The organism is Pseudomonas sp. TH37 (genome assembly GCF_016650735.1).
Lineage (GTDB): Bacteria > Pseudomonadota > Gammaproteobacteria > Pseudomonadales > Pseudomonadaceae > Aquipseudomonas > Aquipseudomonas farris.
Window position 1 is genome coordinate 1 of record NZ_JAEKFD010000013.1, and the last position, 26,311, is coordinate 26,311.

Annotated in this window: 24 protein-coding genes and 4 tRNA genes; 8 read left to right on the forward strand and 20 right to left on the reverse strand. The window is 57.8% G+C overall.

Translation table 11 applies throughout. The features are described from left to right. Positions 1-92: 92 nt before the first annotated feature. The gene (locus tag JFU11_RS25355) at positions 93-2,132 is read right to left on the reverse strand and encodes an NADPH-dependent 2,4-dienoyl-CoA reductase (protein WP_201062473.1); all 2,040 of its coding nucleotides are present in this window, start codon (positions 2,130-2,132) and stop codon (positions 93-95) included. Between the two features lie 209 nt (positions 2,133-2,341). Here JFU11_RS25355 and JFU11_RS25360 point away from each other — a divergent pair, with 209 nt between their 5' ends. Together JFU11_RS25360 and JFU11_RS25365 are read left to right on the forward strand one after the other, a co-directional pair. Next, positions 2,342-3,472, forward strand: coding sequence for a carbon-nitrogen hydrolase family protein (locus JFU11_RS25360; protein ID WP_201062474.1), 1,131 nt, complete (start codon positions 2,342-2,344; stop codon positions 3,470-3,472). 4 nt (positions 3,473-3,476) lie between these two features. Further along, positions 3,477-4,517 carry an AraC family transcriptional regulator gene (locus tag JFU11_RS25365; RefSeq protein WP_123720356.1) on the forward strand — a complete coding sequence of 347 codons (1,041 nt, stop codon included), beginning with the start codon at positions 3,477-3,479 and terminating at the stop codon, positions 4,515-4,517. 347 nt (positions 4,518-4,864) lie between these two features. On the opposite strand, the gene JFU11_RS25370 is transcribed toward JFU11_RS25365, so the two are convergent. The 11 genes from JFU11_RS25370 to JFU11_RS25420 all read right to left on the reverse strand — a co-directional run bounded on the left by JFU11_RS25370 (position 4,865) and on the right by JFU11_RS25420 (position 15,209). Beyond that, positions 4,865-5,704 (reverse strand): DUF2242 domain-containing protein, encoded by an 840-nt coding sequence (locus JFU11_RS25370; protein WP_123720357.1) that lies wholly within the window; start codon positions 5,702-5,704, stop codon positions 4,865-4,867. A gap of 229 nt (positions 5,705-5,933) precedes the next feature. Continuing rightward, positions 5,934-7,805 carry a SurA N-terminal domain-containing protein gene (locus tag JFU11_RS25375; RefSeq protein WP_052967288.1) on the reverse strand — a complete coding sequence of 624 codons (1,872 nt, stop codon included), beginning with the start codon at positions 7,803-7,805 and terminating at the stop codon, positions 5,934-5,936. Between the two features lie 102 nt (positions 7,806-7,907). After that, positions 7,908-7,984, reverse strand: a tRNA-Asp gene (locus JFU11_RS25380). Between the two features lie 53 nt (positions 7,985-8,037). Continuing rightward, the gene (locus tag JFU11_RS25385) at positions 8,038-8,310 is read right to left on the reverse strand and encodes an HU family DNA-binding protein (protein WP_002552737.1); all 273 of its coding nucleotides are present in this window, start codon (positions 8,308-8,310) and stop codon (positions 8,038-8,040) included. Between the two features lie 150 nt (positions 8,311-8,460). Beyond that, positions 8,461-10,857, reverse strand: coding sequence for an endopeptidase La (gene lon, locus JFU11_RS25390; protein ID WP_007901802.1), 2,397 nt, complete (start codon positions 10,855-10,857; stop codon positions 8,461-8,463). A 161-nt stretch (positions 10,858-11,018) separates the two neighbouring features. Then, positions 11,019-12,302 (reverse strand): ATP-dependent Clp protease ATP-binding subunit ClpX, encoded by a 1,284-nt coding sequence (gene clpX / locus JFU11_RS25395; RefSeq protein ID WP_007946893.1) that lies wholly within the window; start codon positions 12,300-12,302, stop codon positions 11,019-11,021. Between the two features lie 112 nt (positions 12,303-12,414). Continuing rightward, complete coding sequence (clpP, locus tag JFU11_RS25400; protein ID WP_007901795.1) at positions 12,415-13,050, reverse strand: ATP-dependent Clp endopeptidase proteolytic subunit ClpP; 636 nt, start codon at positions 13,048-13,050, stop codon at positions 12,415-12,417. Positions 13,051-13,143: 93 nt separating this feature from the next. Beyond that, on the reverse strand, positions 13,144-14,454 hold the full coding sequence (tig, locus tag JFU11_RS25405) for a trigger factor (RefSeq protein WP_123720358.1): 1,311 nt from the start codon (positions 14,452-14,454) through the stop codon (positions 13,144-13,146). Positions 14,455-14,876: 422 nt separating this feature from the next. After that, positions 14,877-14,961, reverse strand: a tRNA-Leu gene (locus JFU11_RS25410). A 54-nt stretch (positions 14,962-15,015) separates the two neighbouring features. Then, a tRNA-His gene (locus tag JFU11_RS25415) sits at positions 15,016-15,091 on the reverse strand. A 41-nt stretch (positions 15,092-15,132) separates the two neighbouring features. Next, positions 15,133-15,209: transfer RNA gene (locus tag JFU11_RS25420), tRNA-Arg, on the reverse strand. A 279-nt stretch (positions 15,210-15,488) separates the two neighbouring features. Here JFU11_RS25420 and folD point away from each other — a divergent pair. Next, the gene (folD, locus tag JFU11_RS25425) at positions 15,489-16,343 is read left to right on the forward strand and encodes a bifunctional methylenetetrahydrofolate dehydrogenase/methenyltetrahydrofolate cyclohydrolase FolD (protein ID WP_052967286.1); all 855 of its coding nucleotides are present in this window, start codon (positions 15,489-15,491) and stop codon (positions 16,341-16,343) included. A 226-nt stretch (positions 16,344-16,569) separates the two neighbouring features. Continuing rightward, positions 16,570-17,508: a D-alanyl-D-alanine endopeptidase gene (pbpG, locus tag JFU11_RS25430; RefSeq protein ID WP_123720359.1), complete on the forward strand. Its 939-nt coding sequence runs from the start codon at positions 16,570-16,572 to the stop codon at positions 17,506-17,508. A gap of 57 nt (positions 17,509-17,565) precedes the next feature. On the opposite strand, the gene JFU11_RS25435 is transcribed toward pbpG, so the two are convergent. From JFU11_RS25435 to JFU11_RS25445, 3 genes are all read right to left on the reverse strand, one after another. Beyond that, complete coding sequence (locus JFU11_RS25435) at positions 17,566-17,790, reverse strand: hypothetical protein (RefSeq protein WP_080370563.1); 225 nt, start codon at positions 17,788-17,790, stop codon at positions 17,566-17,568. Between the two features lie 12 nt (positions 17,791-17,802). Further along, on the reverse strand, positions 17,803-18,018 hold the full coding sequence (locus JFU11_RS25440) for a DUF6021 family protein (protein WP_052967284.1): 216 nt from the start codon (positions 18,016-18,018) through the stop codon (positions 17,803-17,805). Positions 18,019-18,110: 92 nt separating this feature from the next. Continuing rightward, a complete protein-coding gene (locus tag JFU11_RS25445; RefSeq protein ID WP_123720360.1) occupies positions 18,111-18,839 on the reverse strand; it encodes a peptidase C39 family protein in 729 nt (242 codons plus the stop codon). 171 nt (positions 18,840-19,010) lie between these two features. On the opposite strand from JFU11_RS25445, the gene JFU11_RS25450 reads away from it, so the two are divergent. Next, on the forward strand, positions 19,011-19,181 hold the full coding sequence (locus JFU11_RS25450) for a hypothetical protein (RefSeq protein WP_187326411.1): 171 nt from the start codon (positions 19,011-19,013) through the stop codon (positions 19,179-19,181). Between the two features lie 79 nt (positions 19,182-19,260). Here JFU11_RS25450 and JFU11_RS25455 read toward each other — a convergent pair whose 3' ends face one another. Both JFU11_RS25455 and JFU11_RS25460 read right to left on the reverse strand, forming a co-directional pair. Then, complete coding sequence (locus tag JFU11_RS25455) at positions 19,261-20,010, reverse strand: TerC family protein (protein ID WP_008011416.1); 750 nt, start codon at positions 20,008-20,010, stop codon at positions 19,261-19,263. Positions 20,011-20,038: 28 nt separating this feature from the next. Continuing rightward, entirely contained in the window at positions 20,039-20,281 is a 243-nt protein-coding gene (locus tag JFU11_RS25460; protein ID WP_038982399.1) for a hypothetical protein, read from the reverse strand. A 166-nt stretch (positions 20,282-20,447) separates the two neighbouring features. Here JFU11_RS25460 and nhaR point away from each other — a divergent pair, with 166 nt between their 5' ends. Next, entirely contained in the window at positions 20,448-21,347 is a 900-nt protein-coding gene (gene nhaR / locus JFU11_RS25465) for a transcriptional activator NhaR (protein ID WP_201062475.1), read from the forward strand. A 4-nt stretch (positions 21,348-21,351) separates the two neighbouring features. Here nhaR and JFU11_RS25470 read toward each other — a convergent pair whose 3' ends face one another. Next, positions 21,352-22,506 (reverse strand): MFS transporter, encoded by a 1,155-nt coding sequence (locus tag JFU11_RS25470; protein ID WP_123720362.1) that lies wholly within the window; start codon positions 22,504-22,506, stop codon positions 21,352-21,354. A 329-nt stretch (positions 22,507-22,835) separates the two neighbouring features. Between JFU11_RS25470 and sstT the strand changes: the two genes are divergently transcribed. Beyond that, the gene (sstT, locus tag JFU11_RS25475) at positions 22,836-24,086 is read left to right on the forward strand and encodes a serine/threonine transporter SstT (RefSeq protein WP_052967279.1); all 1,251 of its coding nucleotides are present in this window, start codon (positions 22,836-22,838) and stop codon (positions 24,084-24,086) included. Positions 24,087-24,171: 85 nt separating this feature from the next. Here sstT and JFU11_RS25480 read toward each other — a convergent pair whose 3' ends face one another. Then, positions 24,172-24,681, reverse strand: coding sequence for a DUF1993 domain-containing protein (locus JFU11_RS25480; protein WP_030130806.1), 510 nt, complete (start codon positions 24,679-24,681; stop codon positions 24,172-24,174). A gap of 140 nt (positions 24,682-24,821) precedes the next feature. Here JFU11_RS25480 and JFU11_RS25485 point away from each other — a divergent pair, with 140 nt between their 5' ends. After that, a complete protein-coding gene (locus JFU11_RS25485; protein WP_123720363.1) occupies positions 24,822-25,469 on the forward strand; it encodes a DUF480 domain-containing protein in 648 nt (215 codons plus the stop codon). A 172-nt stretch (positions 25,470-25,641) separates the two neighbouring features. Here the strand turns inward: JFU11_RS25485 and JFU11_RS25490 are convergent, their stop codons facing one another. Continuing rightward, positions 25,642-26,160 (reverse strand): cupin domain-containing protein, encoded by a 519-nt coding sequence (locus JFU11_RS25490; RefSeq protein WP_201062476.1) that lies wholly within the window; start codon positions 26,158-26,160, stop codon positions 25,642-25,644. Positions 26,161-26,311 lie beyond the last annotated feature (151 nt).

A 26,311-nucleotide genomic window follows, 5' to 3' on the forward strand; every position in this document is an offset into this window, starting at 1 on the left:
GGGATTTTGCGTCGCTCACACAATGCATGAACAACATAGAATCTGTGGGAGCGGGCTTGCCCGCGATGGCCATTGGCACGCTGGGCTTGCTGCTACAACTCAGCCGCCAACCGCGACCCTTGGTTGATCGCGCGCTTGGCATCCAGCTCCGCCGCCACGTCCGCGCCGCCGATCAAATGCACGTTCTGCCCGGCCGCGACCAGACCGTCCTGCAACTCACGCAACGGATCCTGTCCGGCGCAGATCACGATGTTGTCCACCGGCAGCACCTGAGGTTCGCCGCTTTCGCCGATGCGGATGTGCAGGCCTTCGTCGTCGATCTTCAGGTACTCGACGCTGTTGAGCATCTGCACCTGCTTGTTCTTCAGACCGGTGCGGTGAATCCAGCCAGTGGTCTTGCCCAGGCCGTCGCCGACCTTGGACTTCTTGCGTTGCAGCAAGAACACCTCACGGGCTGGCGCATGCGGCTCAGCCTTGATCCCCGCAACCCCACCGCGCGCTTCAAGGAGCGTATCGATGCCCCACTCCTTCCAGAACGCTTCGCGGTCCTGACTGGTGGCCACGCCCTCGTGAACGAGGAATTCCGACACGTCGAAACCGATACCACCGGCGCCGATCACCGCGACGCGCTTGCCCACCGGTTTACGCTCGAGGATCACGTCCAGGTAGCTCAGCACCTTGGCGTGTTCGACGCCCGGAATCGCCGGCACCCGTGGCGCAATACCGGTCGCCAGGATGATTTCGTCGTAACCGCCCTCGACCAGCTGCGCCACATCCACACGGGTGTTCAGGCACAGCTCGACATTGGTGGTCTGCAATTTGCGGTTGAAGTAGCGCAGGGTTTCGAAGAACTCTTCCTTGCCCGGCACGCGCTTGGCGATGTTGAACTGGCCGCCGATTTCGCTGGCCGAATCGAACAACGTCACCTGATGACCACGTTCAGCAGCCACGGTCGCGGCGGACAGCCCCGCAGGGCCGGCACCGACCACGGCGATTTTCTTGATCTGCTGCACCGGCAGGTAATTGAGTTCGGTTTCATGGCAGGCCCGCGGGTTCACCAGGCAACTGGTCAACTTGCCGCCAAAGGTGTGATCCAGGCACGCCTGGTTGCAACCGATGCAGGTGTTGATTTCATCGCCACGACCGGCCGCAGCCTTGTTGACGAAATCCGGATCGGCGAGGAATGGCCGCGCCATGGACACCATGTCGGCATCGCCTTCGGCCAGAATCTGCTCGGCGACTTCCGGGGTATTGATGCGGTTAGTGGTGATCAGCGGGATATTCACCGAGCCACGCAGCTTGGCCGTGACCTTACTGAACGCCGCACGCGGCACCTTGGTGGCGATGGTCGGAATCCGCGCTTCGTGCCAGCCGATGCCGGTGTTAATGATCGTCGCACCGGCCTGCTCGATGGCCTTGGCCAATTGCACGATCTCTTCCCAGCTGCTGCCGCCTTCCACCAGATCGAGCATCGACAGACGGAAGATGATGATGAAGTTCGGGCCGACCGCTTCGCGCACCCGGCGGACGATTTCCACCGGCAGGCGCATGCGATTTTCGTAAGCGCCGCCCCAGCGGTCAGTGCGATGGTTGGTGTGGGCCGCGAGGAACTGGTTAATGAAATAACCTTCGGAGCCCATGATCTCGACGCCGTCGTACTCGGCTTTTTGCGCCAGGGTCGAGCAAGTGACGAAATCGCTGATTTGTTTCTCGATGCCTTCCTCGTCCAGCTCTTTAGGCTTGAACGGGTTGATCGGCGCCTGGATCGCGCTCGGGGCCACCTGTTTCGGGCTGTAGGCATAACGCCCGGCATGAAGAATCTGCATGCAGATCTTGCCACCCGCCTCGTGCACTGCCCGGGTGACGATCAGGTGCTTGAGCGCCTCTTCCACGGTGGTCAGCTTGGCCGCGCCGGAGTAAACCCCGCCCTCATCGTTCGGGCCGATACCGCCGGTAACCATCAGGCCGACACCGCCACGGGCACGCTCGGCGAAATACGCCGCCATGCGCTCGAAACCGCCGGGCTTTTCCTCGAGGCCCGTGTGCATCGAGCCCATCAGGGTGCGGTTGCGCAACGTGGTAAAACCCAGGTCCAGCGGGGCCAACAGGTGCGGGTAATGAGCGGCGGCCATCGGTAACTCCACAACGAGCGATCACGGAAAAAATGCAGGAGCTCTTCGGCCCCCGTCAGTCATGTTCGACAGACTAAGAGTCGCACTGCTGTCACTCAATGACCGTAACTGACAACTTATTGATCCAAATGTGCAGCGCCCCTTGGCAAGCGCGGGCATGGGCCCTACCCTAGTCGCGAACCCTGCACACGGCCGTTGACTGTTTCCCCATGCGCAAACTTTTGTACCTGACCTTCTCCATGGCGTTGATCGCCGCCCTCACGACCTACGCGATGTGGGCCGCGGACCGTCCGGTGGGTCATTACCTGTCGGACCTGCGCATCAGTCTCGCGGTCGATCAGGGCACTCCCGCCGATCGCGGCAATCTGCTGGGTATCCAGCCCGAGCTGTTCCCCACCGATTATCAAAGCCCCGAACGCTTGCACCGCAAGCTCGCGGCCTACTTGCAGAAGGCTCAGGATCAGGGCCTGCTGAATGAAAAGACCATCGTCGTACTGCCCGAACATGTCGGCACCTGGCTGATGATCAGCGGCGAAAAAGACGAGTTGTACCAGGCCACTACGCTCAAGGAAGCCATGAACTGGCTGGCGGTGAGCAACCCGTTGCAGTTCATCCGCGCCCTGATCAGTGCCGAGGGCGGTAGCCGTCTCGACGATGCGCATTTGCGGATGAAAGCCAAGAAAATGGCCAGGGATTACCAGGCACTGTTCGGCGGCCTGGCGAAAGACTTCCACGTGACCCTGGTGGCCGGTTCCATCGTTCTGCCCGAGCCGAGTGTCAGCGAGGGCACCCTGAAGATTGGCCGCGGTGCCCTGTACAACAGCAGCGTAGTGTTCGGTCGCGACGGTTTGCCGATTGGCCAGCCTCAGCGGCAAATGCACCCGACTTTCGCTGGGCATGACTCTGTCGAAGCCAATTCCGAACACACGATCAATGTCGTCGACACACCGGCCGGACGCCTGGGCGTGCTGATTGGCAGCGACAGTTGGTATCCGGACAACTATCGCAAACTCGACGATCAAGGCGCGCAACTGCTGGCGGTCCCGGCGTTCGTCGTCGGACGCGGGTCTTGGGATCAACCGTGGCCCGGCTACAAAGGCCAGTCCACGCCGAACTCTGTGAGCCTCAAGGCTGGCGAACTCAGTGAAGGTCAGGCCTGGCATCGGCTGACGCTGATCGCCCAACCGTCCGGCAGCCAGGCCATCGCCGGCATGAGCGTGTTCCTGCGCGGCCAGTTCTGGGACAAGGGCAGCGCCGGTCAAAGCTTCCTCAGCAGCAACGGGCAACAATTCGCCGACGGCGATGCCCGGGGCGCGCGTTTGTTGAACCTCTGGCTGTAAGCCGATGAAACCGCAGCCGATGCGTCTCGGGGATTTGTCGGTGGGCTTTGTCCATAGCCTGGCCGACGCCGTGCGCAGCCATGGCCTGGACCCACAACCACTGCTTGAACAATACGGCCTCGATGCCGCACGGCTGGCCGAAGCCGGCGCCCGTCTCTCGATCCCGCGCTACATGCGCCTGGGTCACGGCGCCATTCAACTGACTGACGATCCGGCATTGGGTTTGCGCATGGGCCAGCTCAGTCGCCTGAGCCAGGCCGGCCTGGCCGGAGTCACCGCCGCCCAAGCCCCCACCGTGCGGGAAGCGGCGCGCTGCCTGATTCGCTTCGAAGCACTGTACGGCTCCAACTATCGCGGCCAGTCGAGCTTTCACGAAGACGCCCAAGGCGCCTGGCTGCGGTTCTATTCCATCAGCCCCTACAACGCCTACAACCGCTTCGTGGTGGATTCGATCATCGCCGGCTGGTTGCAGCAATTATCCAGCCTAAGCCCTGCCCCGCTACGCGCTGAACGGATCGAGATCGAATTCCAGGCGCCGGATTACCGCGAGGCATACGCCGTGCTGGGGGATTGTCCGATTCAGTTTGGCGCCGAACAGAACCAACTGCGCCTGAGCCTGGACAGCCTCGCCCAGCGCAACCCGGAGCACTGCCCGAGCACCTGGCGGCACCTGCTGCAACTGTGTGAACGGGAACTGGAGCAACTGACACGCACCCGCAGCCTGCGTGAACGTATCACTCAGTTACTGGGGCCGTTGCTCAATGGTGGTCGGGAACCCGACCTGGAAGAAGTGGCGGCACGCCTGAAGCTGCCAACCTGGACCTTACGTCGCAAACTCGCCGAGGAAGGCACGCAATTTCGTGCAATTCTCAACGATACACGCCGCGATCTCGCCATGACCTACATCCGCGACACCGAACTGGCGTTCGGGGAAATCGCCTACCTGCTGGGTTTTGCCTCAGCCGAAGCCTTCCAACGGGCCTTCAAACGCTGGAACGGCCAGACCCCCGGCGAGTTTCGCCGCAGTCATCGCCAATCCGCGTAAGACTTACAACTCTGTAGCGTCTTCGGCTGGTTCCAGCGGGTCCAGTTCAAACGCCTGATACTCGAGCAGTTCTTCTTGATAATCGTCCATTATTAAACCCCCATCGCCTGTTGAAAAAATCATCTGAATAAATGACCAGCGCCCTGAGCATAAAGTGCCCGCATGAAAGAAAAATGACGCTGGCACGACATCACGTCGCTACTGAATAAAACGTAGCAGGTGGTCAGGAATTTATCACAGGATTTTTTCGATACGAGCTGTAGGAATACGGCTCGATTTGATGTGGATCAATCTTGGAAGGTGTTACGGGATCGGAGTCGTCTGACCCGATCCGTAACATCAGCCTATTACTGGCCGGAGACAGGCATGGCCGAGATTGGCTCGCTCGGAGGGGGCATGGTGCTTGAGTCCGACGATGGAGTCACCGTTTCCGTGGACGAACTCGGCTCGCTGCTCTGTGCCGGGGTAATCGGCGCCGTTTCAGCAGGCGGCACAACAGGCTCCGAACTGGCTGGAGCGGTTTCACCTGCCGGCGCTGGAGCAGGCGCAGGTTCTGCCGCCGGGGTCGGGGTCGGCGCCAACTGAGCCGGCGCAGCCTTGGCTTCAGGCACACCCAGATCAGTCTTCGGCTTCTCGGTGATGTGCGCGGCCTTCTTCGCTTCCGGCGGCAGGAACAACTCGACCAGAGCAAAGAAACGCTCGTAGAACTTGGCCGAGGACACGGTTTCACTGGCGACCTTGACCATCGAGTCGTCGGACGAACCGATCGGCATCGACACCGAGCCCAACACACCAACACCGAGACTGGCGGAGTTGTTGGTCTTTTTCAGCGCATAACGGTCCTGCAAGGCGTTGGCGAACATCGTCGCGTGATGCCCTTCGCTGCCGTCATCGGCACAGACCACACTGAAGCTGATCTCCATGTGGGTATCGCCAGTCTGCTGGAAGCTCTTGTGTCCACTGACCAGCTTCGGATCGGCGCTGGTGATGATGTAACCCTGGCTGAGCAAAGCCCGACGGGCGGCCTCGCAGGTTTGCGCATCGGTCACCGGGTAATTGCGTGAGAAGGTTCCGGAATCGTCGAAGTTCTCATGCTCGTAGATGGCGGCTTTCTTCGAGGAACAACCGGCAGCGGCAGCCAGCACCAAGGCCAGCCCCACAACCCGCATGGGAATTGATTTAAACATTGAACATCCTGAGGAAAACGGTTCGGGGCGTATTGTGCAACAGATCGATGCTTAGCGTCGCACCGTTTAGTGTCTTGAAACAGTTACAAGTCTACTGACTGTTACTGACAGGAAAAAGTCGCGCGGTAAATAAGCAGGCGACGGGTAGCTTATGCCGTTTTTGTTTCACCCATAAAAAACCCCAGCCTTTCGGCCGGGGTCTTTGTGTCGCGCAAAGCTCAGTCAAGCATCAGAAACGCTTGATCTCAGCCTCGCTTTCCAACAGTTTGCGGTAGGCCGCAAAGTCTTGCTGGCCAATGCGCGAAGCGAGGAAGCGACGGTATTGAACCTTCTCTTCTTCGGTCGGTGCCGCAGCTTCGTTCACGCCGTTCAGACGCACGATCACCAGGCTACCATCGGCCAGGGTCACGCTGCTGAAGGTCGGCTTGTCTTGGGCAGCCGGTTTCGGCATGCGGAACAGCGCTTGCAGCACGGTTGGGTCGACCCCTTCCTGAGCGCGAGTCGCAGCTTGAGTCACTTTCCAGTTCTGGCCGTCGATCGCCTTGTCCAGTGCAGTCTTGCCATCGCGCAGGCTGACGATCAGTTGATCAGCCTTGGTCTTGGCGGCAGCACTGGCATGCTCCTTGGTCAGTTGCGCACGGATGCTGGCAGCCACACTTTCCAGCGGCAGTTGCTCAGGCTTGCGGTGTTCCTTGGCGCGCAGCACGATCACGGTTTCCGGGTCCAGCTCGATGGCGGTGCTGTTGGCACCCTCATCCAGCACTTCAGGACTGAACGCAGCGGTTACCACGGCACGGTTGGCCGCAATACCTTCGCCACCTTCCCGGCCGAATGGCGCGGACGTGTGGACAGTCAGCTTCAAGTCTTGTGCTGGCTGGGCCAGATCGGAGGCCTCGAACGACGAGTCTTCCAACTGCTTGGTCGCCTCGACGAAACGTTGCTCGACCTGCTGGGTTTTCAGCTCGCGGGTCAGCTTGTCTTTCAGGCTGGCGAATGTCGGCACTTCAGGGGCCTCAACGCCCAGCAGCTTGATCAGGTGGAAACCGAAGTCAGTGCGAACAGGCTCCGAAACCTGATCCTTGGCCAACGAATACAGGGCTTTTTCAAACGCTGGATCGTAGACGCCTGGACCTGCATAACCGAGGTCACCGCCATTGTTCGCCGAGCCTGGATCCTGGGAGAATTCCTTGGCCAGGGCCTCGAATGTTTCGCCTTTGGCCAGACGCGCCTGCACTTCTTCGATTTTGGCCTTGGCTTGCGCCTCGGTCACCTTATCGTTCACTTCGATCAGAATATGCGCAGCCCGGCGTTGCTCGGACAGGTTCGCGGTTTCTTTCTGATACGCCGCTTGCAAGTCTTCGTCCTTGACGCTGACCTGATCAAAGAAGGACGCTTTCTTCAATTCGAGGTAATCGATGACCACCTGATCCGGCGTCATGAATTCCTTGGCGTGTTCGTCGTAGTAGGCTTTGACTTCGTCGTCAGTCAATTTCACCGCCGCAGGATCTGCCTTGACGTTCAGGGTGGCGAAATCGCGGGTCTGTTTTTCCAGACGGGCGAAGGCCAGAACCTGCGCATCAGTGACAAAGCCGCTACCGGCCAAGCCCGCACGCAGCTGACCGATCAACATTTCCTGAGCCAGCATCTGGCGGAATTGCAGACGGCTATAACCGAGTTGACGGATCACCTGATCGAAGCGCTCGGCGCTGAACTTGCCATCCACCTGGAATTCAGGCGTTTGCAGGATCACCTGATCCAAAGCCGCTTCGGAGAAAGCGAATTTCGACTTTTCTGCGCCTTGCAGCAGCAGTTTGCGATCGATCAGGCCTTTGAGGGCCGATTCGCGCAGCATTTTTTCGTCGAGCAAGGAAGCATCGAAATCCTTGCCAAGCTGTTGCATGAGCTGACGGCGTTGCATATCGACCGCCTGGTTCAGCTCGTTTTGACTGATTTCTTCACCGTTGACCTTGGCCGCATCCTGGCTGTTGGTCGTCGCCTGGAAAATGGCCTCGATACCGGTGAAAGCCATCAGTACAACGATGATCCCGATAATTGTCTTGGCAATCCAGCCTTGTGAATTGTCCCTGATATTCTGCAGCATGCGTCCCCCAGAAACGGTTGAACTTCAAAATTAGGCAACCGTGGAGCGTGGGTAGAATCCGGATAGAAGAAAGGCGCATCCGAGGATGCGCCTTCTCGTAACTGGCGGAGCGGACGGGACTCGAACCCGCGACCCCCGGCGTGACAGGCCGGTATTCTAACCGACTGAACTACCGCTCCGCTGCCAAGTCAGGAATGACCCCGACCCGGATAGGCAAAAACCTGAATCGAACTTAGTTGACAGCTTCTTTCAGTGCTTTACCGGCTTTGAAACCTGGCTTTTTGGCGGCGGCGATTTCCAGCGTCTTACCGGTCTGTGGGTTACGACCGATGCGAGCTGGACGATCGGTCACGGAGAAGGTACCGAAACCAACCAGAACAACGGAGTCGCCAGCCTTGAGAGCGCCAGTGACGGATTCGATTACAGCGTCCAGCGCACGGCCAGCAGCAGCTTTCGGGATATCAGCGGATGCAGCGATAGCATCAATCAGTTCCGACTTGTTCACTCTAAGTCCCCTTATATCTATTTTGAGTTTGATTCTAAGTTTTTTGGTGAAAGCAAAAAAACGAGTGCTGAATGGCCTACAGACACTTAAGAGCCGCTTTATAACAAGGGCTCTAAAAAACTGTCAACAAGCCCCCCAGGCAAATGCGTACTAATGCGTGCTAATTCTTTCCTTAGAGTCAGACTCGCGTTTTTCATCCTTTGCAACGATCTCCGGAACCACATCCGGCAAGGGCTCCGGCGCGTATTGCAGCGCAATTTGCAGGACCTCGTCAATCCATTTAACTGGTTTAATCTGTAGATCTTGCTTGATATTGTCAGGAATTTCCTTCAGATCGCGTACGTTCTCTTCCGGAATGATCACCGTCTTGATTCCGCCACGGTGAGCCGCCAGCAGTTTTTCCTTCAAACCACCGATCGCCAGCACTTGACCACGCAAGGTGATTTCGCCGGTCATGGCAACATCTGCGCGTACAGGAATGCCGGTCAATGCTGACACCAGGGCCGTGCACATGCCTACACCGGCGCTAGGGCCATCTTTCGGCGTTGCCCCTTCAGGCATATGGATATGCGTGTCGCGCTTCTCGTGGAAGTCCAGAGGAATCCCCAGGCTCTTCGCACGGCTGCGGACAACGGTCAGGGCTGCGGTGATCGATTCGACCATCACGTCACCCAAGGAACCCGTCTTGATCAACTGGCCTTTACCCGGTACGACCGCGGCTTCGATGGTCAGCAATTCGCCGCCCACCTGAGTCCACGCCAGGCCTGTGACCTGACCGATCTGATCCTGCGACTCAGCCAGACCGTAACGGAATTTACGCACGCCCAGGAAGTGCTCGAGCATGTCGGCAGTGACCTTCACCGAGAAGCGTTTTTCCATTGCATGCTCTTTGACCGCCTTGCGGCAAACCTTGGCAATCTGGCGCTCCAGCCCACGTACACCGGCTTCGCGGGTGTAGTAGCGGATGATGTCGCGGATCGCTTCGGCGTCGAATTCCAGCTCGCCTTTCTTCAGGCCGTTGGCCGTAATCTGCTTCGGCGAAAGGTATTTGACAGCGATGTTGATCTTCTCGTCTTCGGTGTAACCCGGCAGACGAATCACTTCCATCCGGTCCAGCAGTGCTGGCGGAATGTTCATCGAGTTGGAGGTGCACAGGAACATCACATCGGACAGGTCGTAGTCGACTTCCAGATAGTGATCGTTGAAGTTGTGGTTCTGCTCGGGATCGAGCACTTCCAGCAACGCCGACGCCGGATCGCCACGCATGTCGCTGCCCATTTTGTCGATTTCATCGAGCAGGAACAGCGGGTTGCGGACCCCCACCTTTGTCATCTTTTGAATCAATCTTCCTGGCATCGAACCGATATAAGTCCGGCGATGACCACGAATTTCCGCCTCATCGCGCACACCACCGAGGGCCATGCGGACGAATTTGCGGTTGGTGGCGTGAGCGATCGACTCCGCCAGAGAGGTTTTACCCACCCCTGGAGGCCCAACCAGGCACAGCACGGGACCACGAATCTTCTTCACGCGCTTCTGCACGGCGAGGTACTCGAGGATCCGCTCTTTGACTTCTTCCAGACCATAGTGGTCGGCGTCGAGAATGTCTTCGGCACGGGCAAGGTCCAGACGCACCTTGCTCTGAGCCTTCCACGGCACTTGAACCAGCCAGTCGATATACGAACGCACCACCGTCGCTTCCGCGGACATTGGCGACATTTGCTTGAGCTTGTTCAGTTCGGCCTGAGCCTTGGCCAACGCGTCTTTCGGCAGACCGGCGGCATCGATACGCTTTTTCAGCTCTTCGATTTCGTTGTGGCCTTCGTCGCTGTCGCCCAGCTCTTTCTGAATGGCCTTCATCTGCTCATTCAGGTAGTACTCGCGCTGGCTGCGCTCCATTTGCTTTTTAACGCGGCCACGAATGCGTTTTTCGACTTGCAGCAGATCGATTTCGGCATCCAGCAACGCCAGAACGTGCTCGACCCGGGCCGACAAATCGATGATTTCGAGAATTTCCTGCTTCTGCTCGATCTTCAGGGCCATGTGCGCGGCCATGGTGTCAACCAGGCGACCTGGCTCGTCGATGCTGTTAAGCGACGACAGGACTTCAGCGGGGACTTTCTTGCCCAGCTGCACATATTGTTCGAACTGAGCCAGCAGGCTGCGGACAAACACTTCCGACTCGCGCTCAGGCGCGTCGACTTCGTCGATCAGCGAAACTTCGGCACGGCAGTGGCCGTCGACTTCGCTGAAGCGCTCCACGGCGCCCCGCTGCTCGCCTTCGACAAGAACCTTGACCGTGCCGTCAGGCAACTTGAGCAGCTGCAGAACGGTAGCGATGGTGCCTACGCGATAAAGTGCTTCTTCACCGGGATCGTCATCAGCGGGATTTCGCTGAGCCAGCAGAAGGATCTGCTTGTCGCCCGTCATCGCTGCCTCGAGGGCTTCGATGGATTTCTCGCGCCCCACGAACAGCGGGATAACCATGTGCGGATAAACCACGACATCACGCAATGGCAGGAGAGGCAATTCGATGGTTGTCTTCATGATTTCGCCTCTACGGCGGCCATAAGGCCGTAAACAGATGGATGTAAGCTTGAAACCAAGATGGGGGCTGTTTTCAAAAAAAACAAGCGCAAATAAAATGTTAAAACGCGTTAAAAGCAAAGGGGCCCGAAGGCCCCTTCTTTATTTCAGCAGTGTGACGCTTAGGCGTCTGGCGCTGCCTTGGCAGCCGGCTCACTGTTTTCGTAGATATACAGTGGCTTGGACTTACCTTCTATAACGCTTTCATCGATCACTACTTTACTCACCTCGGACTGCGAGGGGATTTCATACATAGTGTCGAGCAATACACCTTCGAGGATCGAGCGCAGTCCACGAGCACCGGTTTTGCGTTCCAGAGCACGTTTGGCGACCGATTTCAGCGCGTCGGCCCGGAATTCCAGGTCCACGCCTTCCATCTCGAACAGCTTGGCATACTGCTTGGTCAGAGCATTTTTCGGCTCGGTGAGAATCTGCATCAACGCAGCCTCATCAAGCTCGTCCAGCGTGGCAAGTACCGGCAGACGACCGACGAATTCCGGGATCAGACCGAACTTGACCAAATCGTCAGGTTCGACTTCACGCAGGGACTCACCGACTTTCTTGCCTTCTTCCTTGCTGCGAACTTCCGCGTTGAAACCGATGCCGCCCTTGGTGGAACGGTTTTGAATAACCTTTTCCAGACCGGAGAACGCACCACCGCAGATGAACAGGATGTTACGGGTGTCGACCTGAAGGAATTCCTGCTGCGGGTGCTTGCGACCACCTTGAGGTGGAACGGAGGCGACCGTGCCTTCGATCAACTTGAGCAGGGCCTGCTGCACGCCTTCACCGGAAACGTCCCGGGTGATCGACGGATTGTCAGACTTGCGCGAGATCTTGTCGATCTCATCGATGTAAACAATGCCCATCTGGGCTTTTTCTACATCGTAATCGCACTTCTGCAGCAGCTTCTGAATGATGTTCTCGACATCTTCACCTACATAACCCGCCTCGGTGAGGGTGGTTGCGTCGGCGATGGTGAACGGAACGTTCAGCAAGCGGGCCAGTGTTTCGGCAAGCAGGGTTTTACCCGAGCCTGTCGGGCCGATCAGCAAGATGTTGCTTTTGCCGAGTTCGACGTCGTCATTCTTTTTGTCACGCTGGTTCAAACGCTTGTAGTGGTTGTACACCGCTACGGCCAGAACCTTTTTCGCACGTTCCTGACCAATCACGTACTGATCAAGGATGCCGCTGATTTCTTTAGGCGAAGGCAATTTATGCGCGCTGCTTTCGGCCTGGGCTTCCTGCACCTCCTCACGGATGATGTCATTGCACAGGTCGACGCACTCGTCGCAGATAAAGACCGAGGGGCCGGCAATCAATTTGCGTACTTCATGCTGGCTTTTGCCACAGAAGGAGCAATAGAGCAGCTTGCCGTTGTCCTCGCCGTTGCGGGTGTCAGTCATTCGTTCGATCCAAATCCGATAGGCTTGCAACACAAGATGAAGGCTATTGCGGGCTTTTTCAAGCCCGCCGGTGATCAGACCAGCTGACCAACCCTATTTTGAGCTGCTTATTTTAAGCGGGGCGCTGGTTGATCACTTCATCGATCAACCCGTATTCACGCGCTGCTTCTGCACTCATGAAATTATCGCGGTTGGTATCGCGCTCGATTTCTTCAAGAGTGCGCCCGCTATGCTTGGCCATCAGCGTGTTGAGACGCTCACGAATGAAGAGGATTTCCTTGGCATGGATTTCGATATCCGAGGCCTGGCCCTGGAAACCGCCCAGTGGCTGGTGAATCATCACACGCGAGTTCGGCAGGCAGTAACGCTTGCCTTGGGCACCGGCCGTCAGTAGAAACGCGCCCATGCTGCACGCTTGACCGATACAGGTGGTCGACACGTTTGGCTTGATGAACTGCATGGTGTCATAGATCGACATGCCCGCCGTCACCGAACCGCCCGGCGAGTTGATATAGAGATGGATGTCCTTGTCCGGGTTTTCCGCTTCAAGGAACAGCAGTTGCGCACAGATCAGGTTGGCCATGTAGTCCTCTACCGGACCAACCAGAAAAATCACTCGCTCCTTGAGAAGGCGCGAGTAGATGTCATAGGCGCGTTCGCCACGAGCAGACTGCTCGACAACCATCGGGACCAGGCCGCCGGCGGCCTGGATATCAGAGTTCTGCTGAATATACGAATTACGGAACATGCTCTGCAGTCACTCCCAAATAGTTATGTCTTGAATACGCATAAGCCAGCACGAAGGCTGGCTTATGGTGTGTACTTCTTACCGCAAAAACAATCAGTCGGCTTGTGGAGCTTCTACCGGCTTGACCGCTTCTTCGTAAGAGACCGATTTGTCGGTCACGCTAGCTTTCTGCAGAACAGTATCCACAACTTGTTCTTCCAGCACAACCGAACGGACTTCGTTCAGTTGCTGGTCGTTCTTGTAGTACCAAGACACAACCTGCTCAGGCTCCTGGTAAGCCGAAGCCATTTCCTGAATCATCTCGCGAACGCGGGCTTCGTCAGGCTTGAGGTCGAATTGCTTGACCACTTCAGCCACGATCAGACCCAGCACAACGCGGCGTTTGGCTTGCTCTTCGAACAGCTCGGCCGGCAGTTGATCAGGCTTGATGTTGCCGCCGAACTGCTGGACAGCCTGTACGCGCAGACGGTCGACTTCGTTGGACAGCAGAGCCTTTGGCACTTCGATCGGGTTGGTGGCCAGCAGACCGTCCATAACCTGATTCTTGACCTTGGATTTGATCGCCTGACGCAGTTCGCGCTCCATGTTCTTGCGAACTTCGGTGCGGAAGCCTTCCAGACCGGTTTCCTTGATGCCGAATTGAGCGAAGAACTCTTCGGTCAGCTCAGGCAGTTTAGGCTCGGAAACGGTGTTCACGGTGACGGTGAACTCAGCGGCTTTGCCGGCCAGGTCGAGGTTCTGATAGTCCTCAGGGAACGTCAGGTCCAGAACGCGCTCTTCGCCGGCTTTAGCGCCGACCAGACCGTCTTCGAAACCAGGGATCATGCGGCCGGAACCCAGTACCAGCTGGGTGCCTTTGGCGGAACCGCCAGCGAACACTTCACCGTCGACTTTGCCGACGAAATCGATGTTCAGTTGATCTTCGTTCTGAGCAGCGCGATCGGCAACTTCGAAACGGGTGTTCTGCTTGCGCAGGATTTCCAGCATCTTGTCCAGATCGGCATCAGCCACGTCAGCGCTCAGGCGCTCGACAGTGATACCTTCGAAACCGGCAACGGTGAACTCCGGGAACACTTCGAAAATTGCGACGTATTCCAGATCTTTGCCAGCTTCCATCGATTTAGGCTCGATCGAAGGAGCGCCAGCCGGGTTCAGCTTCTGCTCGACAACAGCTTCGTAGAAGGAAGACTGGATCACATCGCCCACGGCTTCTTGACGTGCATCAGCACCGAAACGGCGCTTGATTTCACTCATAGGCACTTTGCCTGGACGGAAGCCAGCGATCTTGGCCTTTTGGGCAGTCTGCTGCAGACGCTTGTTGACCTGAGTCTCGATGCGCTCAGCCGGCACGGTGATGCTCATGCGGCGCTCAAGAGCAGAAGTATTTTCAACAGAAACTTGCATGGATATTCCTCGTTGCACAGACGTTAGCCGGCCGTTTCCGACCCCAGAATCAAGGGCATGCATTCTAGTGGGTCAAACTCAAGAAGTCACCCTACTGAAAACGGGTAAAAAAGCAGCAGGCAATTTATAGGCGGGGACAAACGGTTGTGCCTCGCCCCATTAGCAAATACAGCCAGTCATGCCAGGGCTCTGCACCAATCCTTCTATATATAGAAGAAATCGGCAATCCATCCCTGACAGCCGACCCCACGAGGGGACCGACGGGCGAATCAGCATCATCGAGATACATAAATTCGACGACCCTACCCGCCCTTTCAACCCGGAACATGCGGTTGTTTTGAAAATTCAGACTTCTAAAACAAAAACGGCGCAGCCCTTTTCAGGTGCTGCGCCGTTTTCTGCTATTAAATAGCTGTTTGTAATGGTGCGGACGGAGAGACTCGAACTCTCACACCTTGCGGCGCTGGAACCTAAATCCAGTGTGTCTACCAATTCCACCACATCCGCATCAAACTTTTAAAGCAAAGGCGCCAGACTGTTAATCTGGCGCCTTTCTAAATATGGGGTGGACGAAGGGGATCGAACCCTCGACAACGGGAGTCACAATCCCGTGCTCTACCAACTGAGCTACGCCCACCATATTGCCATGTTGCGTTACTTGTGCCAAAGCTGCCTAATTGGCGCACCCGGCAGGACTCGAACCTGCGACCATCCGCTTAGAAGGCGGATGCTCTATCCAGCTGAGCTACGGGCGCCTTGTTAATCTGTATTCTTGGACGATTACAAACTAAGTGCTTTCAGTCTCACCGAATTAAACATCAACTCTGCTCGACCTTCTTAACCAGTGCTAGGCTGTGCCCGACAAGTGCGACGAATGTTATAGGTGAGCCTGAAGGTCGTCAACTCTTTTTTAAAAAAAATTCATTTAATTAAAGGGGTTAGGGGAATTTGCAGACCAAGCGCCTTTGCCCTCACCTCATGACATGCGAGAATGCGCTCTCTTTTTTTCCCCTCTCGATGGTTAATCACGCGCAATGACTGCACAACTAATCGACGGCAAATCGATCGCCGCCAGCCTGCGCCAGCAGATCGCCAAACGAGTCGCCGAGCGTCGCCAGCAAGGCTTGCGCACACCCGGCCTCGCGGTGATCCTGGTCGGCAGCGATCCTGCCTCTCAGGTTTATGTCTCGCACAAGCGTAAAGACTGTGAAGAGGTCGGCTTCCTTTCCCAAGCCTATGACCTGCCTGCCGAAACAACTCAAGAAGCACTGACCGATCTGATCGATCGCCTGAACGACGACCCGGCGATTGACGGCGTTCTGCTTCAGCTGCCTCTACCTGAACATCTGGACGCCTCCAAATTGCTGGAGCGCATTCGTCCTGACAAGGACGTCGACGGTTTCCACCCTTATAACGTCGGCCGTCTGGCCCAGCGCATTCCGCTGCTGCGTCCGTGCACACCTAAAGGCATCATGGCGTTGCTGGAAAGCACCGGTGCCGACCTCTACGGGATGGACGCTGTCATTGTCGGGGCTTCCAACATTGTTGGCCGTCCAATGGCGATGGAACTGCTGCTGGCCGGTTGCACCGTCACCGTTACCCACCGTTTCACCAAGGATCTGGCGGGCCATGTCGGTCGCGCCGACCTGGTAGTGGTTGCCGCCGGCAAGCCGGGCCTGGTCAAAGGCGAATGGATCAAGGAAGGCGCGATCGTGATCGACGTTGGCATCAATCGCCAGGCAGACGGCAAGCTGGTCGGTGACGTGATCTACGAAACCGCCCTGCCCCGCGCCGGCTGGATCACGCCGGTTCCGGGTGGCGTTGGCCCGATGACCCGCGCCTGCCTGCTGGAAAACACGCTGTACGCCGCGGAAACCCTGCACGGCTGAGTTCACGCTTGCTTGCAGCGTCGCATAAAAGAACCCCGCCATCGCGGGGTTCTTTTTGCCTGCAGAAAAAGCTCGACCATCTGCCGGAAAAGCGTGCCTCCAAGCACTTTCCCCTGAACATAGAACAACCATCGACAGTTCTTCAGCCATACTCCTAAAATGCGTCGCTTTTTAAAGAAACAGCCCGTTACAAAACGGCATATCCACCCTTTATGAGTCCGCCAGCGTGAAAATCCGTCTTTCAATCCTGAGCCTATTTTTTGCATTTACAGGGACTTTCACCGCGCCAACGATCAACGCCGCAGAAACCACCGCCGCACCCCGAGACATTTCACAGCTGAAGATCGCTTCCGGTAGCGTCTTGTTGATGGATATGCAAACCAACAAAGTGATCTATGCCAGCAATCCTGACGTGGTAGTGCCAATCGCGTCCGTCAGCAAACTGATGACCGGCCTGGTGGTGGTAGAAGCCCGGCAGAACATGGACGAATACCTTTCCATCAACATCAGCGACACCCCGGAAATGAAAGGCGTGTTTTCCCGGGTCAAACTCAAAAGCGAATTGCCGCGCCGAGAGATGCTGCTGATTGCCCTGATGTCGTCGGAAAACCGTGCCGCTGCGAGTCTGGCCCATCACTATCCGGGCGGCTATGTCGCGTTCATTGCCGCCATGAACGCCAAAGCCAAAGCGCTGGGAATGACCAGCACCCACTTTGTCGAACCGACGGGCCTCTCCCCTCGCAATGTGTCCACCGCCCGCGATCTGAGCAAACTGCTGATCGCCGCACACAAGCACCCGCTATTGACTCAGCTGAGCACCACCAAGGAAAAAACCGTTTCGTTCCGTAAACCCAACTACAGCCTGGGTTTCCGCAACACCGACCATTTGGTCAACAAGCCTAACTGGGACATCAAACTGACCAAAACCGGCTTTACCAACGCGGCCGGTCACTGCCTGGTGCTGGTCACCCACATGGGTGATCGTCCGATGGCGCTGGTGATTCTCGACGCCTTCGGCAAGTACACGCACTTTGCCGATGCCAGCCGGATTCGTAGCTGGGTCGAAACCGGCAAGAGCGCCAACGTGCCGTCCGTCGCCCTGCAGTACAAGTCCGACAAGAATCTCAAGCATCGCCAGAGCGGCGTGGTTGAAGCATCGAAATAAGCTAGAAACGCCTCCAAAAGAAAGCCCCGAATATTCGGGGCTTTCTTTTGGCCGGGATTAATCATTAGGCAACGGCATCTGATCGTCATCCGGAATGCCATCCCCGGCACTCGGGTCTTTCCAACCCTGCGGATGCTTCGTCGGCACCACTGTCGGTCTGGCCAACGGATCCCTTAACGGGCTGTCCGGATCCATCACCGGATCCAGGTCGTCTTCGGGGGTTGTTGGAACACTGTCTGGAGGATCTGGACGTTTGTCGTCGAAGCTCGAATCGGTAGACATATGCACCTCTGACTAGGGCTTGGGTTTCAGATCGCCAAGTGGATCGTAAGGCTTTGCCGGGGCCTTCTTGCCCTCCTCACCCGGCTTTACATCCCTGGGCGCCTTGGCGGGCCCGATGGGATCGACCTGAGGATCGGCAACGTCCGGGGAATCGGGGTCGAACCCCAACTCATTATCGGACGAATGCTCAGACGAGTGCGGACCAGTGGGGGTATTGGAATGTGCCATGGCGCCTCCTGATCATGGACCCGGAAAAGTCCGGACCCTCTACCTGAGACTCCAGCATAGCGTGGCAGTGCCATGCCGATGACGAGCGGAACTTACTTCGCGCTCAACGCCTTCTTCGCCCTGGCTGCCGCCTGCTCCTGACCTGACTGGGCAAGATCGCTCGCCGCTTTCAGCCAGCGCTGCTGATCAACATTGGCCGGAATCTGGTCCGGCTTCTGGATCAATACGGCCCAGCCACCGGCATTCTCGAACGCCGAGTCAAAGGCGCTGAACCCCATCAGCAACCGACGATCCATCCCGGCGCGCAGCAGCACGGTCTGCTTCTGACGGTTGTAACCGGCGAGAATGGCGTATCGGGGCTCTGCCCAAAACGCCGAGCCTTCGGTGAAGCGCACCATTACCGGATAACCGGCCGCAACCTGGGCCAGCAGCGCTGGCAAATGGCTGTCGAGGGGATAGACCACCATCCCGTACTCGCGCGCGAGGTCCTGCATGTTCTGCTGCAAGCGGTCTTCGGCACCCGGCAAATGCAGAGGTTTGTCGAGTAAGCCCGGGGTTATCACGATGCCTTGCTGGGACAGCAGGCTGGCCAGAACCTGAGGCCCGCTTTGATAACTTTGCCCACGGTAGAACGTACCGCTGAGTTCGACCCGCTCAGGAAGACGCTTGATCTCAGGCGCCACGCTCCCCGCACAACCAGCCAGACCGGCAACGCAGCCAACGATCAATACCAAAGATCGAATTCGAGAAAATACCCGCACCATCATCACTCTCTTGTTCAGACGCCAGGTATTCACACTCCCGGCTTGGCCGTCGATCATAGGATGCCGCGCGGCAGCGGTATAGCCTTAACCGGCAGTTGATTACATTCGATAGAGCGAACTGGTTGGTGACAGGCGACCTTTGGTCAATAGTCTGAAATACAGCAGCGGCTAAACTGTCATTTACCAAGGAAGAGTGTGTGCCCGAGGCAGGGCAAAGAGGAGGCACTGATGAGCCTGACAATGACCATTGTAATGTTGATTTCCGGCTGGCTGGCCGTGGCCGCCGCCATGCTGTGGGGCGTTTTACGTATTACCCGCCGGCACCATCATCACCCGGTTCAATCGGCGCCTGTGGCGAAAACCGATCAGCCGGCTGCCCACCCCGCCACCGCGCACTGACCGGCGCTTTTCAGTCGTCCAAACAAAAACGGCCGCCTGGACTCTTTCGAGTTCAGGCGGCCGTTTCGTTTAACGAAGGTTAAGCTTCTGCGGCGATGCGCTTCTGCCTGGCCCGACGCGACAGCATGTTCAAGCCTTCGATCGTGGCCGAGAACGCCATGGCCGCGTAGACGTAGCCTTTCGGTACGTGGGCGCCAAAACCTTCGGCGATCAGCGTCATGCCGATCATGATCAGGAAGCCCAGCGCCAACATCACCACCGTCGGGTTGTCGTTGATGAACTTGGCCAGAGGGTCAGCTGCCAACAACATCACCAGTACCGACACTACCACCGCAATGATCATGATCGGCAAATGCTCGGTCATGCCGACAGCGGTAATGATGCTGTCGATGGAGAACACCATGTCCAGCAGCAGGATCTGACCGATCGCAGCGGCAAAACCCAGGGTCACAGTCGAGGTAGCCGACGTCGGATCATCCGGCGCCGGATCCATGCTGTGATGGATCTCGGTGGTCGCCTTCCACAACAGGAACAGGCCACCCGCGATCAGGATCATGTCCTTCCAGGAGAACGCGTGGCCGAGAATCTCGATCACAGGCTCCGTCAGCTGGACGATGAAAGCGATGGTGCTCAACAGTGCCAGGCGCAGGATCAACGCCATGCCGATACCGATGCGCCGCGCCTTCTGGCGATGCTGTTCGGGCAGTTTGTTGGTGAGGATCGAGATGAAGATCAGGTTATCGATGCCGAGCACGATCTCCATCACCACCAGCGTGGCCAAGGCGACCCAGGCAGTGGGGCTTGCAGCAAGTTCTAAAAGGTATTCCATGGGTCAGTCCTGACTCGTTGTAGACGGTTTAGATTTCCTGGGACGAAGATTCGGATTTGTCCGTCTCTTTGGCCGGTTGTTCTTTCTTGGTGATCAAACCGCCCGTGGCATCGCTCAGCGCTTGCTCGGCCGCTTTGTGGGTATCGTCAATTGCCTGCTTAGCGGTTTCGGCAGCCTTGCCCATCAATTGCTGAGCGCTTTTCTCGGCCTGGTCGCAACCGGCCAACACCAGTAAAGACGTGATCAGCAGTGCCGTGGTTTTAAGCTTCATGATGCTTCCCTCAAATAGAACAGACAGAACCGGAAAGGCGATCCGTCGATAGCGAGGCATTCTAAGGAAGCAAACACTTCAGGAAAATTCGTATTTTTAGCGGCTATACTTCGGTTTTAACGAATCCATATCTTCATCTGCAGCTCCTGCCCCGGAATATAAATAGATGCTTAATTATCGACAGCTGCATTACTTCTGGGTGGTGGCCAAGACCGGCAGCATCGTGCGCGCCTGCGAGCAACTGAACCTGACGCCACAGACCATCAGCGGGCAGATTTCCCTGCTCGAGCAAACCTATGGCATCGAGTTGTTTCGTCGGATCGGCCGGCAGCTGGAACTCACCGAAGCCGGGCGTCAGACCCTGCCCTACGCCGAGCAGATGTTCCAACTCGGTGGCGAGCTGGAATTGATGCTGCGGGCGCAGCCCAATGAGCAACAGATTCTGTTTCGGGTGGGCGTCGCCGACGTAGTGCCCAAATCCATCGTCTATCGCCTGATCGCGCCGACCATGGAGTTGAGCGAGCCCCTGCGTATCACCTGTCGCGAAGACAAACTGGAACGTTTGCTTGCCGACCTGGCGATTCAGCGCCTGGATCTAGTGATTTCCGACAGCCCGATGCCCTCGCATCTGGACATCAAGGGCTACAGCCAGAAACTCGGTGAATGCGGCATCAGCTTCTTCGCCACAGCCGAACTGGCGGCGCGATATGGCAAGGACTTCCCCCGCAGCCTGCACGGCGCCCCGCTGCTGATTCCCGGGCCGGAAACCGTGGTGCGCAGTCGCTTGCAACGCTGGTTTGCCGAACAGCAGATCCAGCCACAGATCGTCGGCGAGTTCGACGACAGCGCCTTGATGCAGGCTTTCGGCCAATCCGGCAGCGGGATATTCATCGGCCCGAGCGTGATTGCCGACGAAGTGAGACGCCAATGCGGCGTGGAGTTGATTGGCCAGACCGACGCGGTGCGCGAGTCGTTCTACGCCATCTCGGTGGAGCGCAAGGTCAAGCACCCCGGCATTGTCGCCATTACCGAAGGTGCTCGCCGCGAGCTGTTTACCGCGATGTGAGGTGTCAGGCGCAGATTTCGCGAGGTTTAAAGGTCATCAGCGCCATCGCCAACAGGATCGAGACAAGGATAAAACCGGCTGCCGCAAAACCCAGGCCGCCCAGGCCAACACTGTCGATCACCCGCCCACCGACCATCGCGCCCAGACCGATGCCGAGATTGGCCCCGGCGATGTTCAGCGATGCAGCAAAGGCCGGTGCCTCTGGCGCAGCCTTCATCAGACGCACGTGGCTGACCAGGAACAGCGCGGCCTGAGTCACGCCCCAAATCCCCATCGCTGCCGCCAGACCGAGGGGCGAATGAATGTTCGGCACCAAGGCCACCATGCCGGCGATCATGAAGGCACAGAACGTTACTGAAGCAATTAGCGGATGCCGATCCACCGCGCGACCGCCCAACGAATTGCCGATCAAGCCGACCGCACCGAAACCCATCAGGCACCAGCCGACCACCGTGCCGTTGAAACCGGCCAGCCGCTCAAGAATGTCTGCCAGGTAGGTGTAAGCGGTGAACATGCCGCTGAACACCAGGATCGATAACAGCACATGCCCCAGCATCAATGGGCTACGCAGGATTCTGAACTGCGAACGGAAGCTCACTTGATGTTGGTGCAGGTTGGTTTTCGGCAGGTAGATAAACAGCAGCAACGCCTTGGCAAACGCGATCACCGCCAGAATGCCAAAGGCACTGCGCCAGCCGAACGCATCGGAAATCAGCGTACCCACCGGAATACCGAACACCGTGGCGCAGACAATGCCGAAACCGATCTTGGAGATGGCCCGCCCGGCATAGTCCGGCCCGACGATGTCCACTGCGGTTTCACTGGCCAACGCCCAGAACACCGGCAACCCCAGCGCCGGAATCAATCGCGCAATGGCCATCACCCCGATGTTCGGCGCCAGCGCCGCCAGCGTGTTGGCCAGGCCGAACATGATCAGCACGCTGATAAACAGTTTGCGCCGTTCAAACCTTGCAAAGTATGCGGTCAGGAACGGTCCGAACGTGGCCACGGTAAAGGCGAACAGGGTCACCAGCAAACCCGCTTGAGGGATGCTGACGTCCAGATCACGGGCGATTGCCGGCAACAGGCCGACGATGATGAACTCCGTGGTCAGCACCGTAAAACCGGCGGCGGACAACAGAAGAATGGGCAACAGCATGCAGAACTCCAGGAAAACGACGACACCAGCGACAGCCCGAAGGCTCACTGGCAGAACTTGAAAATGAGGATGGCGAAGCTTAACAGAGTGTTTCCGGACAAGGTTGCACGAACCTGCAAATCGCGTTGAGCAATCGGGTGGCAGATCGTCACAGGTCTGAAGGATCACGGCTACGCTGTGATAAAGTCCGCGGCCTGCGGTACTTACACTTTGCTCATCGGCCATTGTTGGCATTGATGCAGCGACCCTTCGGTTCCCTCCATGTGGCCTGCCCGGCTTTTTGCTGCATGAGCAGAACCCTGCACCCTAATAAAATCAGAGATGCCGTTATGACCGCTTCATCCCCTTCTCTCTTGCAACGCCTGAAACGCAGCAGCCTGGTCACGCAAATCATCATCGGCCTGATCGCCGGGATTGCCTTGGCGCTGTTCGCGCCTGAGCTGGCCAAGTCCACTGCCTTTATTGGCAAAGTGTTCGTCTCGGCGCTCAAGGCTGTCGCGCCGATTCTGGTGTTCGTGCTGGTCATGGCCTCGATTGCCAACCATAAGCACGGCCAGGAAACCCATATCCGGCCGATTCTGTTTCTGTATCTGCTGGGCACCTTCGCGGCAGCTGTCGTGGCGGTGGTCGCCAGTACGCTGTTTCCGTCGAGTCTGGTGTTGGCTACCCAAGATGTTGCGGTGACCGCACCGGGCGGCATCAGTGAAGTGCTGCAAAGCCTGGCGCTGAGCGTGGTCGATAACCCGGTCAGCGCGCTGATGAACGCTAACTTCATCGGCATTCTCGCTTGGGCGATCGGCATGGGTATTGCGATTCGCCATGCGGGTGCAACCACCCGTGAGGTACTGGGCGATTTGTCCAATGGCGTGACGGTTATCGTACGGGTGGTGATTCGCTTTGCGCCGCTGGGGATCTTCGGTCTGGTGGCCTCGACCCTCGCCACCTCCGGTTTCGGTGCCTTGATCGGTTACATGCATCTGCTGGCCGTGTTGCTGGGCTGCATGCTGTTCGTGGCGCTGGTGATGAACCCGGCCATTGTGTTCTGGAAGCTGCGTCGCAACCCGTATCCGCTGGTATTCACTTGCCTGCGTGAGAGCGGCATCACTGCTTTCTTCACTCGCAGTTCGGCGGCGAACATTCCGGTCAACCTGGAGTTGAGCAAGCGCCTGGGCCTGCACGAAGATACCTATTCGGTGTCGATCCCGCTCGGCGCCACCATCAACATGGCCGGCGCAGCGATCACCATCACCGTGCTGACCCTGGCTGCAGTGCACACCCTGGGCATCGCCGTGGATATTCCAACGGCCATCCTGCTCAGCATCGTCGCGGCAATCTGTGCCTGTGGCGCCTCGGGCGTGGCCGGCGGTTCGCTGTTGCTGATTCCACTGGCGTGCAGCCTGTTCGGCATCCCGAGCGAAATCGCCATGCAAGTGGTAGCGGTCGGTTTCATCATCGGTGTGTTGCAGGACTCGGCGGAAACCGCGCTGAACTCCTCCACCGACGTGCTGTTCACCGCGGCTGCGTGCCAGGGTGAGGAACAGAAGACCCAGAAAGCCCGGGAAGCCCAGCGTCTGGCATAAAAAGATCAAAAGATCGCCGCAGCAACGCATGTAAAAAAGCCCGCCAAGGCTTACACCTTGGCGGGCTTTTTTGTACCTGGGCGGTTTAGAACGCGCCCATGTAATCGCGCTTGCCCACTTCCACACCGTTGTGACGCAGCAGTGCGTAAGCGGTGGTGATATGGAAGAAGAACTGTGGCAGACCGTAGCTCAGCAGGTAAGCCTGGCCAGTGAAGCGCTTCTCTTTAGGCGTGCCTGGACGGGTAACGATCTCGATGCCTTCCTTGCCGTCGATCTGCTCAGGCTTGATCTCGCCAATGAAGGCCAGGACCTTGGCAATCAACGCTTGCAGTTCGGCGAAGGTGGTTTCGGTGTCGTCATATTTCGGCAGTTCGACTTCAGCCAGACGCGCCGAAACGCCTTTGGCGAAATCAACGGCGATCTGCACCTGACGCACCAGAGGGAACATGTCCGGGTACAGACGGGCTTGCAGGAACGCGTTCGGATCAATGTTTTTCGCGGTAGCGTGGGCTTCGGCCTTGCTCAGGTTGTTGCTCAGGGCATTGAGCATTTGCTGGAAAACTGGAACGGAAGCGGCGTACAGGGAAATAGTCATGATGGTCTCGTGTGGTGACAGGAGTAAAAACGTGGAGCGATTATAGCCATGCCCGACCGCCCTGCGGCTTGTCTTTTATCCTGCAAGGATTAGGCTAGGCGGCTTCGACTGCATGCTTCGACTGCATAGGGAAAAGCGCGATGAGCACTGAGCAAGAAACGACCTCCGACGAACCGCGGCTCAACAGCACGGAAATCCGCATTCTGGGCTCGTTGATCGAGAAACAGGCCACCAGCCCGGAAACCTATCCGCTGACGCTTAATGCGCTGGTGATTGCCTGCAACCAGAAAACCAGCCGCGAACCGGTGATGAACCTCAGCCAGGGACAAGTCGGCCAGAGCTTGCGCGCACTGGAAGGTCGCGGTTTTACCAGACTGGTGATGGGCAGCCGTGCCGACCGTTGGGAGCATCGGGTCGACAAGGCGCTGGAACTGGTGCCGGCCCAGGTGATTCTGACGGGGCTGCTGTTCCTGCGCGGCCCGCAGACGGTCAATGAGCTGCTGACCCGCAGCGGCCGCATGCATGACTTCGAAGATGCCGAACAGGTGGTGCACCAGCTGGAACGCCTGATCGCCAGAGGTCTGGCGCTGTTGATCCCGCGTCAGGCCGGCCAGCGCGAAGACCGTTACATGCATGCACTGGGCGATCCGGCGGATATCGAAGCAATCCTGGCTGCCCGGCAGAACCCGGCGGAGCGTGGCACCAGTGGCGGTGTGTCGATTGAGCGAATCGAAGAGCTTGAAGCGCGGATTGCGGCGCTGGAAGAGCGCTTGGCACGCCTCGAATAGCCAAAGGGCTGACCTCTGTGGCGAGGGGGCTTGCCCCCGCTGGGTCGCGAAGCGGCCCCAAACCTGTCAACGCATTACGTCTGGCTCACCGGGTTTGCCTGCCTTGCGCCTGCTTCGCAGCCGAACGGGAGCAAGCTCCCTCGCCACAGGGTTCGCGTTCAACTCCAAGTTGCTACTCACCGTCCCAATAATCCACGCCATCGGCCTGTCTGGCGACGGCGACGAAGCCCGAAGCATTGCCTTGGGCATCGACCTTGAAGTCGTCCATCACCACGTATTTGCCGGAATCCGGGTATTCGCAAATGTCCGGCGATTGCTGGCTGCTGACTGCCAGATAGCGCAATTCGCCGTTGCTGGTGTTGATTATCTGGTGCGCGGCTTCAGGACCGCCCGCCGGGCAGGCGATCACGTCACCGGCGCGGATCGGAAAGCGTTCGGCGCCAAGGCGAACCTCCCCTTCTCCGGCGACGATGTAGAACATCTCTTCATTGACCCGATGGTTATGAAAAGGACTGCCACGCATGCCCGGCTCCAGGGCATACAACCGATAACCCAGCTTTTGCGCGCCCAATTGCTGGCCGATGCGGGCCAAGCGTTGCTGATAGCGGCCGGCAGCGTCACCAGTAGGGGCAAAATCTTCGGGCAGCGGCAAGAGTTCGACCTGATCCAGGTTGAGAATGGCGGGACGCATGAAAACCTCGGTCACGGTGGCTGGAGAGCAAGTCTGCGCTTGCTGGTGGCCAGTATAGGCGGGGGATATTCGCGGGCAAGTGAATGAGGAGGGCCAGGAAACCGGGTCGCGGCAATCGCGAGCAGGCTCGCTCCCACAAGGTCAGCGGTGA